This is a genomic window from Pseudomonas sp. UMAB-40 (genome assembly GCF_900095275.1).
Lineage (GTDB): Bacteria > Pseudomonadota > Gammaproteobacteria > Pseudomonadales > Pseudomonadaceae > Aquipseudomonas > Aquipseudomonas mandelii_B.
This window is the reverse complement of record NZ_LT607577.1, coordinates 37703-51673: the sequence shown is the minus strand read 5'-3', so window position 1 is coordinate 51673 and position 13971 is coordinate 37703. Positions and strand designations below refer to the sequence as shown.

At 62.2% G+C, this 13971-nt stretch carries 9 protein-coding genes; 3 read left to right on the top strand and 6 right to left on the bottom strand.

Features of this window, described 5'->3' with window-relative positions; genetic code table 11:
* Window positions 1-146 precede the first annotated feature (146 nt).
* On the bottom strand, window positions 147-1358 hold the full coding sequence (locus tag K0F88_RS28890; RefSeq protein ID WP_219097491.1) for an MFS transporter: 1212 nt from the start codon (window positions 1356-1358) through the stop codon (window positions 147-149).
* A gap of 312 nt (window positions 1359-1670) precedes the next feature.
* Between K0F88_RS28890 and K0F88_RS28885 the strand changes: the two genes are divergently transcribed.
* Window positions 1671-3779: a mechanosensitive ion channel family protein gene (locus tag K0F88_RS28885; RefSeq protein ID WP_219097490.1), complete on the top strand. Its 2109-nt coding sequence runs from the start codon at window positions 1671-1673 to the stop codon at window positions 3777-3779.
* 134 nt (window positions 3780-3913) lie between these two features.
* Here the strand turns inward: K0F88_RS28885 and K0F88_RS28880 are convergent, their stop codons facing one another.
* Window positions 3914-8230: a DEAD/DEAH box helicase gene (locus K0F88_RS28880; RefSeq protein WP_219097489.1), complete on the bottom strand. Its 4317-nt coding sequence runs from the start codon at window positions 8228-8230 to the stop codon at window positions 3914-3916.
* 324 nt (window positions 8231-8554) lie between these two features.
* On the opposite strand from K0F88_RS28880, the gene K0F88_RS28875 reads away from it, so the two are divergent.
* Window positions 8555-9439, top strand: coding sequence for a sugar nucleotide-binding protein (locus K0F88_RS28875; protein WP_219097488.1), 885 nt, complete (start codon window positions 8555-8557; stop codon window positions 9437-9439).
* The gene (locus K0F88_RS28870) at window positions 9432-10361 is read left to right on the top strand and encodes an NAD-dependent epimerase/dehydratase family protein (RefSeq protein ID WP_219097487.1); all 930 of its coding nucleotides are present in this window, start codon (window positions 9432-9434) and stop codon (window positions 10359-10361) included. The genes K0F88_RS28875 and K0F88_RS28870 overlap by 8 nt, the downstream gene beginning before the upstream one ends.
* Window positions 10362-10434: 73 nt before the next feature.
* On the opposite strand, the gene K0F88_RS28865 is transcribed toward K0F88_RS28870, so the two are convergent.
* The 4 genes from K0F88_RS28865 to K0F88_RS28850 form a co-directional block, all read right to left on the bottom strand.
* On the bottom strand, window positions 10435-11133 hold the full coding sequence (locus tag K0F88_RS28865; protein ID WP_219097486.1) for an OmpW family protein: 699 nt from the start codon (window positions 11131-11133) through the stop codon (window positions 10435-10437).
* 222 nt (window positions 11134-11355) lie between these two features.
* Window positions 11356-11868, bottom strand: coding sequence for a DUF3299 domain-containing protein (locus K0F88_RS28860; RefSeq protein WP_102593826.1), 513 nt, complete (start codon window positions 11866-11868; stop codon window positions 11356-11358).
* 11 nt (window positions 11869-11879) lie between these two features.
* The gene (locus K0F88_RS28855; RefSeq protein ID WP_219097485.1) at window positions 11880-13145 is read right to left on the bottom strand and encodes an ABC transporter permease; all 1266 of its coding nucleotides are present in this window, start codon (window positions 13143-13145) and stop codon (window positions 11880-11882) included.
* 1 nt (window position 13146) lies between these two features.
* Window positions 13147-13857, bottom strand: coding sequence for an ABC transporter ATP-binding protein (locus K0F88_RS28850; RefSeq protein WP_010467315.1), 711 nt, complete (start codon window positions 13855-13857; stop codon window positions 13147-13149).
* Between the last annotated feature and the right edge of the window lie 114 nt (window positions 13858-13971).

Below are 13971 nucleotides of genomic sequence, written 5' to 3'. Positions count from 1 at the left end.
GTTTCGACGGGTTTACGGACGGTACACTTTCAAAAAATCACAGCAGAACCTGTGGGAGCGGGCTTGCCCGCGATAGCGTTATGACTGTCACATTAGCTTCGAATGTGCGGCCGCCATCGCGGGCAAGCCCGCTCCCACAGGGTTCGTCAGTGACCCGTGACGACGCGGGTTGAACCTTCAACTGGCTTGGCATAGAACGGGGCGAGTCGATCAAGTCGACCGCTCCACGCCGTCAGCGCCAACGCCACCAACACCACCAGCCCGCCAATCCACGCGGTATGGATCAAGCCCATGTGCGCAACGATCAACCCACCACCCCACGCGCCACCGGCGATGCCAAGGTTGAACGCGGCGATGTTCAGCCCCGACGCCACGTCCACCGCATGCGGGGTGTGATGTTCGGCTTGACGCACCACATACACTTGCAGCCCCGGCACGTTACCGAACGCCACCGCGCCCCAGACCAGCACGGTGGCCAGCGCCAGCCATGGGTTGCCGGCGGTAAAGGTCAGCACGAACAGCACGGCAGCGAGCAGGGCGAAGATGATTTTCAGGGCGCTGATCGGGCCGCGCTTGTCCGCCAGTTTGCCGCCCCAGATGTTGCCCACCGCCACCGAGATGCCGTAGACCAGCAACACCAGGCTGACCGTGCTGGCGCTGAAGCCGGAAATGTCCTGGAGAATCGGCGCCAGGAAGGTGAAAGCGATGAACGAACCGCCGTAACCCACTGCGGTCATGGCGTACACCAGCAGCAGGCGTGGCTGCTTGAGCACCTGCAATTGCTGCAACAGCGAAGCCGGTTTGCTGTGGGCGATGTTTTTCGGCACGTAGAGCAGGCTGCCGATAAAGGCGATCACGCCCAAGGCGGACACGGCGAGGAAGGTTTCACGCCAGCCGAAATGCTGACCGATGAAGGTCCCCAGCGGCACACCGGTGACCAGCGCCACGGTGAGGCCGGTGAACATGATAGCGATCGCGCTGGCGGCTTTTTCCTTCGGCACCAGGCTGGTGGCGATGGTCGAGCCAATCGAGAAAAACACCCCGTGGGCGAGGCCGGTGACGATCCGCGCCAGGACCAGCGATTCGTAGCTGGGGGCTTTCCACGCCAGCAGGTTGCCAAGGGTGAACAGCACCATCAGCGACAACAGCAGCCATTTGCGCGGGACTTTGCCGGTGAGGGCGGTCAGCACCGGGGCGCCAATGGCAACGCCCAGGGCGTAAAGGCTGACCAGCAGGCCGGCGGACGGCAGGCTGACGCCGAGGTCAGCGCCGATGGTGGGTAACAGGCCAACGATGACGAACTCGGTCGTCCCGATGGCGAAGGCGCTGAGGGTCAGCGCGAGCAAGGCAATGGGCATGACTGCAACTCCGGTGGGTTTGATTGATGGAGCGCAGTGTCGGGGTTTGGGTTGTGCGGAAAAATAGAGGGGTGGGCATTTGATATTTGCGTGCAGGTCAAATATCGACAGAACACTACAAAACCCTGTGGGAGTGAGCCTGCTCGCGATAGCGGCGGCACATTCAACATATATGTGACAGGCAGACCGCCATCGCGAGCAAGCTCGCTCCCACAGGGGAACTGCGGTGTTAGTTATCTCGCGGGCAAAACCGAACTTGCCCGCCATTTCCCGATCAGTTCCTTACAGACCCTTCCCAAGGAGCTTCCCGTTTTGCTCAAGTTCAAGACCGCGATACTGCTGGGGGCGTTGCTGTTTCTGGGCAGCAACGAGTTGGAAGCCGTCACGCTGCCGGGTGTTCCCGCCACTGCCGAGGAGCCTGCTACGCCTGAACCGTTGGTCCAGGGCGGCCTGCTCGGGGCCATCAGCTCCAGCATCGACGACGTTCAGGACAAGCTCGACCTCAACGAAAACCTGGTCGATGCCTGGCGCCTGCGGGCCGACCGGGCGGCGAATGAGGTGGACAAACTGGTCAATCGACCCTCCAACCGTTCAGGCTGGAGCGTGATTGGCGACTTCCTGATGTTGTCTGGCGTCTGGCTCGGCAGCTTTGCCTTGCTCACCGTACTCGGCGGGATCCTCGCCAAACGCTTGAACCAGGGCCGCTATCTGCGAACCCGCCAGCGCAGTCAGGATCTGCTCAATTATGTGTTGCCTTACACGCTACCGGCCCTGATCTGCCTGCCGTTGACCCTTTACGTCAGCCATTTCCTGCCGGCCTCGGTGGGCCGTGCGCTGGCGCTGTGTTTCGCCTACGCCACCAGCAGCGGCATTTTCTCGACCTCGATGCTGCTCTGCGTGATTGTCATGTTCAATACCGGCCACAAGCGCAGGGCGGTGCAGATCATCCGCGATTTCTGCCCGCGACCGCTGTTCCTGATCGGCTTCCTCGCCGCACTCAGCGATGCGCTGACCAGCCCGCAGATCGCCCGGCAACTGGGCGGCAACATCACCAGCAGCGCTGCCGTGCTCACCGGTTTTTTCGTCTCGATCATCTTCGGATTACTGGTGATCCGTTTGCGGCGCCCGGTGGCACATCTGATCCGTAACCGACCGCTGGCCCAGCGCCTCAAACAGCCGTCGCTGCAAGAATCCCTGCGGATCTTTTCCGGGCTCTGGTACTGGCCGATCCTGCTGATGGTGATGGTCTCGGCGATCAACCTGCTCGGCGTCGGCGATGACAATCAGAAGGCGCTGCGCTGTGCGTTGTTCACCACCATTCTGCTGATCGCCACGGTGTTTCTCAGCACGATTTTCCAGCACATGTTCAAGTCGCGTCAGGTCGCGGCGATCCAGCACAGCAGCGCCTACAAAGAGCGTTTTCTCAGTCTGCTGCATGCGTTGCTGCGAATCATCATGGCCGTGGCCTTCATCGAAATTCTTGGGCGGATCTGGGGCGTGTCGCTGTTCGAATTTGCAGAGCAAAACTCGGTAGGGCGGGCGATCAGTGAGTCGTTGAGCAGCATGGGGCTGATCTTTCTGGTGACCTGGTTGCTGTGGGTGGTGCTCGATACGGCGATCCAGGAAGCGCTGAAACCGCCGGTCAACAAGCGCACGTCGCAGCCGAGTACGCGGGTGAAAACGATCCTGCCGCTACTGCGCAACGCGATCAAAATCATCCTGGTGGTGATCTGCGCGATCACCACCATGGCCAATCTGGGGATCAACGTCGCGCCGTTGCTGGCCGGTGCCGGGGTGGTCGGCCTGGCCATCGGTTTCGGTTCGCAGCAATTGGTGCAGGACGTGATCACCGGGTTGTTCATCATCATCGAAGACACGCTGTCGATCGGCGACTGGGTGGTGCTCGACTCCGGCCATGCCGGCACGGTCGAGGGCCTGACCATCCGCACCTTGCGCCTGCGGGACGGCAAGGGTTTCGTGCACTCGGTGCCGTTCGGTCAGATCAAGGCAGTGACCAACCAATCGCGGCAGTTTGCGTATGCGTTTTTCTCGGTGCAGTTCACCTACGACACCGATGTCGACAAAGCCATCGAGCTGATCCGCGAGGCGGGGGATTCGATCCGCGAGGACGCGTTTCTCAAGTACAACCTGCAAGGTCCGCTGGACGTGTTTGGCGTCGACAAAATGGACCTCAACGGCGTGGTGCTGACGGCGCAATTCCGCACGGTGTCGGGTGGGCAATATGCAGTAAGCCGGGCGTTTAACCAGCGGTTGAAGAAGCTTGTGGATAACAGCCCATGGGTGCATTTCGCGCAGACTTATCCACAGCAGGTTTTGATGCCGAAACAGGCGATGGCAGAGGATGGGCCGGTGGCCGAAAATTCGCCGGTGTTGTTGCCGGATCAGCCTCGTACCCAATAGATTGCGTTGGTGCTACTGGCCTCATCGCGGGCAAGCCCGCTCCCACAAGGATTTGTGTCGGTTATAAAATTTGGCTCAGACACAGATTAACTGTGGGAGCGGGCTTGCCCGCGATGAGGCCCGCCCGGACACCATCAATGCCGGATCAGCTTGCTGTGTAGTTCAGCAGTCGATTGCTGATCCAGTTCCACCCAGAAAACCTGCTTCCCAGCGATTTCGGCGGCAGCCGGAAGACCATCCCGATACACCAACCGATTACTCGCCAACGCCGGCACCTTCGCCCCGGGCAATAAAGTCCCGGCAAGGTTCAGCGGATCAACCCCGCACACCGCAATCAAACTCCCGTCATGCGGCCGGCGCCGGACTTCGCGCAGCAACGGAATTGCCTCGGGCAACGCAAATTGCTCTCCAGCCAAACCACTGACAAACCGTCCACCGCGAATCTCCCCCCGCGCCTCCAGCCGATGGAACGTGCGCAGCAATTCGCGCCAGCTCGGCAACCAATCCGCTTCCCGTTCCAGCAAACGCCAGAACACCACGCCGTAGCGCCGAAGCAAGGTCATGGCGATATGTTCCAGGGTGTCGCTCGGCGTCGGCGCCGGGCGCTTGTTATCCACAACCGGCACGGCAGGACCGCGTCGCAGCAAAGCCCAGCGCCCGGCATCGTCCATCCCGCCGACAAACGCCCCACGCCCACGTCGGCTGCTGCGGTTCTGTCGCTTGCTGGCCGGGGTGATCAGCGCTCGCAGGCCGGCGAAGCTGTCGGCGTTCACCAGCCCGGCGCCGACCAGTTCCTGCAAGGCAATTTCCAGCTCGGCGCGCAGCAGGTGCGCCTCGTGAATCAACTCATCGAAGAACAGCGCGCCATGTTGGCTGAGTGCTTCGTAGACCTTTTGCGTCTTGGGCGACAGTTCGCTGGCCGGGGTCTGCTCGGTCAGGCTGCTCCACAACCCGACCTGACTGCGCGGCAGCAGCAGAATCGGTGTGCTGCGCAACGCCGTGCCGGCCGTCTTGTTGCGCGCAGTCAGGCGCGTCCAGACCAGTTTGCCGCTGCGGCACAGGTCGTCCAGCCAACTCGCCGAATAGCCTTTGATCCGCATCGGCAGAATGTCGCTGTCCCAAGCGGAAGCGGCAGCGGGATAGCCTTCGAACTGCGCGACGATGGCGGGCAACACCGCGTTGCCCTGGCCTTGCGTCGCGGCCGACAGATGCTGCCAGTCGAACAGAAACCGCATGAAATCCTGCAACGCCACCGGCTCGATTTCCCGCCGCAGGCGCTTGACCGTGTAGCGATGAATCCGCGCCAGCAGGTGCCGCTCACACCATTCGTCCTCACTGGCGCCAGGGGTGAATTGACCGCGCAGCACATAACCTTCGCGCTCCAGTTGCGCCAGCGCTTGGGTGACTTCAATGGCCGGCAATCCCAAGGGTTCGGCAATCGCTTGCAGCGGCAATGGACCAAACGCGCTGAGCCGCGCGCGAATCACTTCCAGCACGGCTTCGTCCGGCTCCCAGACTTCATCGAAACCTGGCAGCGCCTCCATCGGTGGCAGCAAATTCGCCTGTGGATAAATCGCCCGCAGGCAAGTCAGACGCTCCAGCGCCAACCACAGCGATTGCTTGGCGTTGAGCTGCAAACGGCTGGCGCGGCCGCTGTCGGCAAGTGCGTTCAGCCAATCCAGCCAATGCGCATTGGTCTGCGCCTCGACATCGGAGATGCACGCCAGACTCATCAAGGCCTCGTGCATTTCATCGACGCTGGTGGGGGCGGGCCAGGCTTCGTCGCGCACCGCTTGAATCGCTTCGGCGTCCAGCGCGCCGAGGTCGTCGGTGGACTGCGGATCGGTCCAGCGCCGGTTAAGCACCGCTTGGGTGCGGCGTTCTTCCAGCGGCGCATCGTCGAGAAAGGTGTAGGGGCGGGCGCTGAGGATTTCTGCTGCCAGGGGTGAGGGCGCCGGCAAATCGCGGCTGATCAGCCGGACATCGCCGCTTTCCATACGCCGTAACAACGCCAGCCAGCCTTCGCTGTCCATGGCCTCGTGCAGGCAATCGTCGAGGGTTTGTTCCACCAGCGGATGCTCTGGCACTTCGCGTTCGCCGGCGAGGTTTTCCACGCAGGCAATCTGATCGGGAAACACGCTGGCGATCAGGTCTTCGCTTTTCATGCGCTGGATCTGCGGCGCGACTTTGCGTCCGCCGGTATAGCGCGGCAACGCCAACGCCACCCCGGCGTTCCAGCGCCAGCGCACGCCAAACAGCGGCGCATCGAGTATGGCCTGGATCAGCAGGTGTTCGGCGGTGTTGCTGTGCACGTAGTGCCAGACGTCGTCGAGTTCGAAGCTGTGGCTGGTGGACAGCGACAGCACGATCGCGTCTTCGCTGGCGGCAGCCTGCAATTCGAAGTTGAAGGTGCGGCAGAAACGCTTGCGCAGGGCCAGGCCCCAGGCGCGGTTGATGCGACTGCCGAACGGCGAGTGGATGATCAATTGCGTGCCGCCGGATTCGTCGAAAAACCGCTCCATCAGCAGCGTGTCTTGCGAGGGCAGGGCGCCCAATGTCAGGCGTGCCCGGGCCAGGTAATCGACCAATTGTTCGGCGCTGGCGAGGTTCAGGCCGAGGGTGTCGGTCAGCCAGTCGATGGCGGGCTGCAAATTGCCCGGTGTGGCACTGAGCAGTTCGTCGAGCTGCGCTTGCAGGCGCGCGACGGCGAATGACAATTCAGCGCTGCGTCCCGGTGCTTCTCCAAGCCAGAACGGAATGGTCGGCGGCTGGCCCTGAGCGTCTTCGACCCGGACCTTGCCGGTGTCGACGCGCAGGATTCGGTACGACGTATTGCCCAGTTGGAAGATATCCCCGGCGATGCTTTCCACGGCAAAGTCTTCGTTGACGCTGCCGATGTTCAGCCCTTGAGGCTCCAGCAGCACGCTGTAATCGGCGTTGTCCGGGATCGTTCCGCCGCTGGTCACGGCCGTCAGTTTGCTGCCCCGACGACCACGCAACGTGCGGGTTACGGCGTCACGGTGCAGGTACGCGCTGCGGATTCCCTGACGACCGTTGTAGCCCTCGGCGAGCATGTTCAGCAGCGCCTGGTAATGTTTTTCGTCGAGGTCGGCGTAGGGCGAGGCTTTGCGGAACATCTCCAGCAGCGCCTGCTCCTGCCATTCCCGGCAGCTAACCTCGGCGATGATCTGCTGCGCCAACACGTCCAGCGGCGCCTTGGGAATCTGCAGGGTGTCGAGTTCGCCACGGCGCACGCAGTCGAGCAGGGCGGCGCATTCGATCAAGTCATCGCGGGTGGTGGCGAACAAGCGGCCCTTGGGCGTGCCGCCGACCTGGTGCCCGGAGCGACCGACCCGTTGCAGAAAACCGGCAATCGAGCGCGGCGAGGCGATCTGGCACACCAGGTCGACGTCGCCGATGTCGATCCCCAGTTCCAGCGAGGCCGTGGCGATCAGCACTTGCAGATCACCGCGCTTGAGGCGCTGTTCCGCATCGAGGCGAAATTCCTTGGCCAGGCTGCCGTGGTGCGCGGCGACGGCCTCTTTGCCGAGGCGCTCGCTCAAATGCCGGCTCAGGCGTTCGGCCAGGCGCCGGGTGTTGACGAAAATCAGCGTGGTGCGGTGTTCGCGGGCGAGGACGGCGAGGCGGTCGTAGACCAATTCCCAGACATCGTTGGCCATCACTGCCGAGAGCGGCACTGGCGGCACTTCGATGTCCAGATCCCGTGGGCGGGCGTGGCCGATGTCGATGATTTCGCACTCGCGGTCGCGACCCACGAGAAAGCGCGAGACCGCCCCGATGGGTTTTTGCGTGGCGGACAGGCCGATGCGCATCAGCGGTTCCGGGCACAGTGCCTGCAAACGTTCGAGGCTCAGGGCCAGGTGGCTGCCGCGTTTGCTGGCGGCGATGGCGTGGATTTCGTCGACGATCACTGTGCGCGTGGTGCCGAGCATCTGTCGGCCAGAGTCTGAACCGAGCAGCACATAAAGGGATTCCGGGGTGGTCACCAGAATGTGCGGTGCACTTCGGCGCATGGCCGAGCGCTCTTTTTGCGGCGTATCGCCGGTGCGCACGGCGGTGTTGATCTGCAATTCGGGCAGGCCCATGGCGCGCAATTGCTCGGTGATGCCGGCCAGCGGGTTTTGCAGGTTGATCTGGATGTCGTTGGACAGGGCTTTGAGCGGTGAGACGTAGACCACCAGGGTTTCATCGGGCAGGTGGCCGCCGTTGTCCAGGCCGCGATGGACCAGGTCGTCGATGACCGCGAGGAAGGCCGTGAGGGTTTTGCCCGATCCGGTGGGCGCGGCGATCAGGGTCGAGCGGTGCTGGCGGATCAGCGGCCACGCCCGGGCCTGGGCGGCGGTGACCGTCGGGAAGGTATTGCTGAACCAGGCGCTGACGGCGGGGTGGAAGCCTGCCAGGGCCGCGTCCGTGGGGATGGGCAGATTCATGGGTGATTTATGCGGGTGGGTGACTGAAGATGCAAGTACCGCTCGGGATCTGCGCTGTACTTCAGGGCTCTATCGCGGGCAAGCCCGCTCCCACAGGGTTATGTGTTGAGCCAATATTCTGTGGCCATCCGATAACCCTGTGGGAGCGGGCTTGCCCGCGATGAGGCCAGTAGCAGCACCCCAAATCCCGGGGATCTACACTTTACGGATGACGGTTGCGCACTAAACCCGCAAAATGCAACGATTCCGGCAACTATCAACGACATCGCCCATGGGCGCTGTCGATAAAACCATCGTTCCAATCAGACTGGGCCTGCTGACTCTATGCGAATGCGCCTTATGTTACTGGGCGGCGGAAATGCCCTTGGGCAGGCGCTGATTCGCCTCGGTGCGGAGGAAGACATCGGTTTCCTCGCCCCCCGCCCACCGCAAGACGGCTGGGATGCCGCGAGCCTGACGCAACTGCTCGACGACACCCGCCCGGACGCGCTGATCAATCTCGCCTACTACTTCGACTGGTTTCAGGCGGAGACGGTCAGCGAACAGCGTCTGGCCGGGCAGGAGCGGGCGGTCGAGCGTCTGGCCGAACTGTGCCAGCACCACAACATTGTGCTGCTGCAACCGTCGAGCTATCGGGTGTTCGACGGCTCCCGGGCGACCGCCTACAGCGAAAAAGACGAGCCGGTGCCGCTGGGCTTGCGCGGTCAAGCCTTGTGGCGGATCGAACAAAGCGTGCGCGCCACCTGCCCGCAACACGTGCTGCTGCGATTCGGTTGGCTGCTCGATGACAGCCCCGACGGCACCCTCGGGCGTTTCCTCGGTCGCGCCGAACAGCCGGAAGAATTGCTGATGGCCGACGACCGCCGGGGCAACCCGACACCGGTCGACGACGCGGCGCGGGTGATTATTTCCGTGCTCAAGCAACTCGATTGCGCGGCGCCGCTGTGGGGCACCTATCATTACGCCGGGCATGAGGCGACCACGCCGTTGGCGCTGGGGCAGGCGATCCTGACCGAAGCCCGCAGCCTGCATCCGCTGGCCATCGAAGCGCCGACCGCCCAGGCCCATGCCGCGCGCCCGGACGCCGCCGAAGAGCCGCAACACGCGGTGCTGGCCTGCAAGAAAATACTGCACACCTTCGGGATCAAGCCCCGCGCCTGGCGCGCGGCACTCCCGGGCTTACTGGATAGGTTCTATCGCCATGGCTGACGGCCCTGTTTTAATCACCGGCGGCGCCGGTTTCATCGGCTCGCACCTGACCGATGCCTTGCTTGCCAAGGGCCATTCGGTGCGAATTCTTGATGACTTGTCCACCGGCAAACGCAGCAACCTGCCGCTGGACAATCCCAAGGTCGAACTCATTGTGGGTGACGTCGCCGATGCTGCGCTGGTGGCCCAGGCCGTGATCGGTTGCAGGGCCGTGGCGCATCTGGCAGCGGTAGCGTCAGTGCAGGCCTCGGTGGACGATCCGGTGAAGACTCACCGCAGCAATTTCATCGGCTCGCTGAATGTCTGCGAAGCCATGCGTCAGGCTGGCGTCAAGCGAGTGCTGTACGCCTCCAGCGCGGCGGTCTACGGCAACAATGGCGAAGGCGAGTCGATCGATGAAGACACGCCCAAGGCGCCGTTGACGCCGTATGCGGCGGACAAACTGGCCAGCGAGTATTACTTCGATTTCTACCGTCGCCAGCATGCCCTGGAACCGGTAATTTTCCGCTTCTTCAACATTTTCGGCCCGCGTCAGGATCCATCATCGCCGTATTCCGGCGTGATCAGTATTTTCAGCGAGCGCGCGCAGAAAGGCCTGCCGATCACCGTGTTTGGCGATGGCGAGCAGACGCGTGATTTCGTCTACGTTGAAGATTTGGTGGATTTGTTGGTGCAAGCCATCGAGCAACCGCAGGTCGAAGTCGGCGCGGTCAATGTCGGCTGGAACCAGGCAACTTCTCTCAAGCAAATGCTTGAGGCGCTGGAGGTGGTGGTCGGTCAATTGCCCCCGGTGAGTTATGGCCCGGCACGTTCCGGTGACATCCGCCACTCGCGAGCGAACAATCGGCGGTTGCTGGAGCGGTTTACCTACCCTGAGCAGACGCCGATGAATGTTGGCTTGGCGCGGTTGTTGGGACGATAGATCGTTCCCACCACGGAGCGTGGGAACGATCATGAAAAAGGCGCCTTTCGAGGCGCCTTTTGTGTGTGTGGGTTTAGAACTTGTAACCCAGGCCAACCATGTAGATGAACGGGTCGACATCCACATCGACCTTGGCCCGAGTGCCCGGAGCCACGGCGTTGTTTTCCACGGTCGCCGTGGTGTCGATGTCGATGTAGCGCACTTGGGCGTTGAGCATGATGTTGTCGGTGATCATGTAGTCAGCACCGACCTGAAACGCCATGCCCCAAGAGTTATCCGCCTTGAAATTGCTGAAGCCGTTGGCCTGTGCTTCGCTGCCGACGTGTTCGTCGTAGATCCAGGTGTAGTTGATACCGGCGCCGACATACGGCTGGAATGCGGACTTCCCGTCCAGCGGGTAGTACACAACGCTCAAGGTTGGCGGCAGGTGTTTCAGGCTGCCGAGTTTGCCATTGGCTGCGCCCAGGGCGGTGCCTTTAATCTTCACGTCATGCTCGAATGGCGTGGCCGCCAGCAGCTCGATCCCCCAGTGGCTGTCGATCATGTAAGCGAAGTTCAGACCCAGCTGCGTGTCGCTGCTCATGGTGGCCTTGCCACCCAGGTCGGCGCCGGCCAGCGGGCCTTGGTCGACCTTGACGCTGGAGCTGTCGGCTTTCGGGTTGACGGTGATTGCACCGGCACGAACGAGGATGTCGCCGGCTTCGTGGGCGTAGGCGAGCGGGGCTGCAAGCGCGAGGGCAAACAGCGAAGCGCTGAGCAAGGACTTGTGCATGGGGGCTCCAGAGGACGTTAAAAATATTCGATGTCCAATGGTACGGAGGCGTCTGATACGGTCTTTTGATTCAGCTCAATGAAACAGTGATGGCCTTGGTTTTTGTGGTGCGGCTGATGACCTCATCGCGAGCAGGCTCGCTCCCCCGGGGATTAGGTGATCCCCTGTGGGAGTGAGCCTGCTCGCGATAGCTATCGATCAAACGGTACAGAATCGCCGGATTCACTCCGGCAATTCATACACATAAATCTTGTCCGCCTCCATCTGATACCCCGCATCCGCCAGCTCACTGGTCGATGCTTTGACCTGCAACGCCCCCTCGATCCAGTACGGCTGGTACAGCTCATCCAGCTTCACGCCCACTTCGCTTTTCACATGCACGATCTGGTTCGACGGCGGTGGCGGCACATGGATGCAGGCGCCGAAATATGGCACCAACAAAAACTCCGTGGTGCGACCTTCTTCGCTCACTTCCAACGGCACGATGTAGCCCGGCAAGCGAATGTTTTGCCCGTCGAGGTTTTTCACCACGGGCGCGTTAGGCATGTCCTGCTTGGCGGCGGGTGCCGATTCCAGCGCGCTGCTCATCTGCGACAGGTCGTGCAGCGGTGTCATGTTCGGCACTTCCGGTGCAGCGTCGGGCGGGATCATTTCCGACCAGGTCAGCTCTTTCGGCTCGGCCGCCCACAGCGGCAGGGCGACCAGCATCAACAGCGCAAGCAGAGCGCGGGGCATCATTAACGTCCTCATAGTCGGATCGACAGGCCATCGGCCAGAGATTGGCGATACGCGCGCCAGGCCGGCACGCTGCCCATCAGCAACGCGGCGATCAGGATGCCACCGAGCAGCGTCCATTCATATTCACTGGGCCAGGCGAGTGGCAGGTACAAGCCGTAATTGGCTTGCACATACCCCTGGGCCAGGGCGATGCCCACGTACAAAAGACCTAGCCCGGCGATCACGCCGGACAGCGCCAGGGCAAACGCCTCCAGTACCAATAACGTCGCAATGTGCCAGGGCCGGGCGCCGACCGAACGCAGAATCGCCATCTCGCGACGTCGTTCGTTGAGGCTGGTGAGAATCGCCGTGAGCATGCCGATCAACCCGGTCAGCACCACAAACAGCGAGACCACGAACAAGGCTTTTTCCGCCGTGCTCATCAAACTCCACAGCTCTTGCAGCGCTACGCCAGGCAGGATTGCCAACATCGGCTCGCCACGGAATTCATTGATCTCACGCTGCACGGCGAAGGTCGAAATCTTGTTGTTGAGGCCGAGCATGAACGCGGTGATCGCTTGCGGCGTCAGGTCCATGTTGCGCGCCTGATCAGCGCTGATCCGGCCTTTGCCCTGGGCCGGCACGCCGTTGTGCCAGTCGACGTGAATCGCTTCCATGCCGCCGAGGCTGATGTGCAGCGTGCGGTCCACCGGGGTGCCGGTACGCTTGAGAATACCGACCACGGTGAACGGTTTGTCGTCGTGCTTGACCAGGCTGATCACGGCCACGCCGTGGGCCAGCACCAGTTTGTCGCCGAGTTTGTAGTGCAGCGCGTCGGCCACTTCGGCGCCGAGCACCACTTCGAACGGATCGCTGGCGAAGGCGCGGCCATCGGCCACTTCGAGGTGCTGTTGATGGCCGTATTGGTAGTGCTCGAAGTACGCCTCGGTGGTGCCCATCACGCGGTAACCGCGATGGGAATCGCCGAGGGACATCGGGATTGCCCACTTCACTTTCGGGTTGTTGGCGAAGTGTTCGAAGCTGTCCCAACGAATGTTGTTGGTGGCGTTGCCGATGCGGAACACCGAGTACAGCAACAGGTTCACCGAACCGGAACGCGCGCCGACGATCAGGTCGGTGCCGCTGATGGTGCTGGCGAAACTGGCCTTGGCTTCGGTGCGCACCCGTTCAACGGCCAACAGCAGGCAGACCGACAGGGCGATGGCGAACGCGGTGAGGATCGCTGTGAAGCGACGGTTAGCCAGGCTGGCCAGGGCTAGACGAAACAAATACATCTCAGACCTCGAACGGGGTGGCGGCGCGATTGAGTTCGGCCAGCGACAGGTGGCGATCGAACAGCGGCGCGAGGCTTTGGTCGTGGCTGACAAACAACAGGCTCGAACCGGCCTCGCGGCATTCGGCGAACAGCAGGCGAATGAAGTTTTCGCGAGCGTCGTAGTCCAGGGCCGAGGTCGGTTCGTCGGCGATCACCAGTTCCGGCTGACCAATCAACGCACGCGCGGCGGCGACCCGTTGCTGCTGGCCGATGGACAGCGAATCGGCGCGGCGGCTGAGGAGGCTTTCATCTTTCAAACCTAAATGTGCGAGCAGAGTGGCTGCGGCCTGGTCGACGCTGCCGTGGCGCTGTTTCGCCCGTTCGGCGCGTAACTTTGAAAAGTGGCAGGGCAACTCGACGTTCTCGCGCACCGAGAGGAACGGCAGCAAGTTGAACTGCTGGAAAATGTACCCGGTGTGATCGACGCGAAAGCGGTCACGCGCGCCGGCACCGAGTTCGGTCAGTTCCTGGCCCAGCAGGCGAATGCTGCCGCGATCGGGCTTTTGCACACCGCCGAGCAGGCCCAGCAGGGTGGTCTTGCCACTGCCGCTGGGGCCTTTGAGGAACAGGGTTTCGCCGGGTTCCAGGCGAAACGCCGGGATGTCCAGCAGCGGCGGGTGACCGGGCCAGCTGAAGCCCAGGTCAGACAGTTCGATGAGTGCTTGGGTCATGGCGCCGGTTTCATGGGGTTTAGATACTTGTCTCAATTTCACCTTCAACACAAACCCCCTGTGGGAGCGAGCCTGCTCGCGATGAGGCCATCACCTTCAACATAGATGTCGACT

Bases quoted from the DNA above. Each gene is read 5' to 3' on its own strand.
- K0F88_RS28890 (WP_219097491.1), bottom strand. From the start codon at position 1,358: ATGCCCATTGCCTTGCTCGCGCTGACCCTCAGCGCCTTCGCCATCGGG.
- K0F88_RS28880 (WP_219097489.1), bottom strand. From the start codon at position 8,230: ATGAATCTGCCCATCCCCACGGACGCGGCCCTGGCAGGCTTCCACCCC.
- K0F88_RS28875 (WP_219097488.1), top strand. From the start codon at position 8,555: ATGCGAATGCGCCTTATGTTACTGGGCGGCGGAAATGCCCTTGGGCAG.
- K0F88_RS28870 (WP_219097487.1), top strand. From the start codon at position 9,432: ATGGCTGACGGCCCTGTTTTAATCACCGGCGGCGCCGGTTTCATCGGC.
- K0F88_RS28865 (WP_219097486.1), bottom strand. From the start codon at position 11,133: ATGCACAAGTCCTTGCTCAGCGCTTCGCTGTTTGCCCTCGCGCTTGCA.
- K0F88_RS28860 (WP_102593826.1), bottom strand. From the start codon at position 11,868: ATGCCCCGCGCTCTGCTTGCGCTGTTGATGCTGGTCGCCCTGCCGCTG.
- K0F88_RS28855 (WP_219097485.1), bottom strand. From the start codon at position 13,145: ATGTATTTGTTTCGTCTAGCCCTGGCCAGCCTGGCTAACCGTCGCTTC.
- K0F88_RS28850 (WP_010467315.1), bottom strand. From the start codon at position 13,857: ATGACCCAAGCACTCATCGAACTGTCTGACCTGGGCTTCAGCTGGCCC.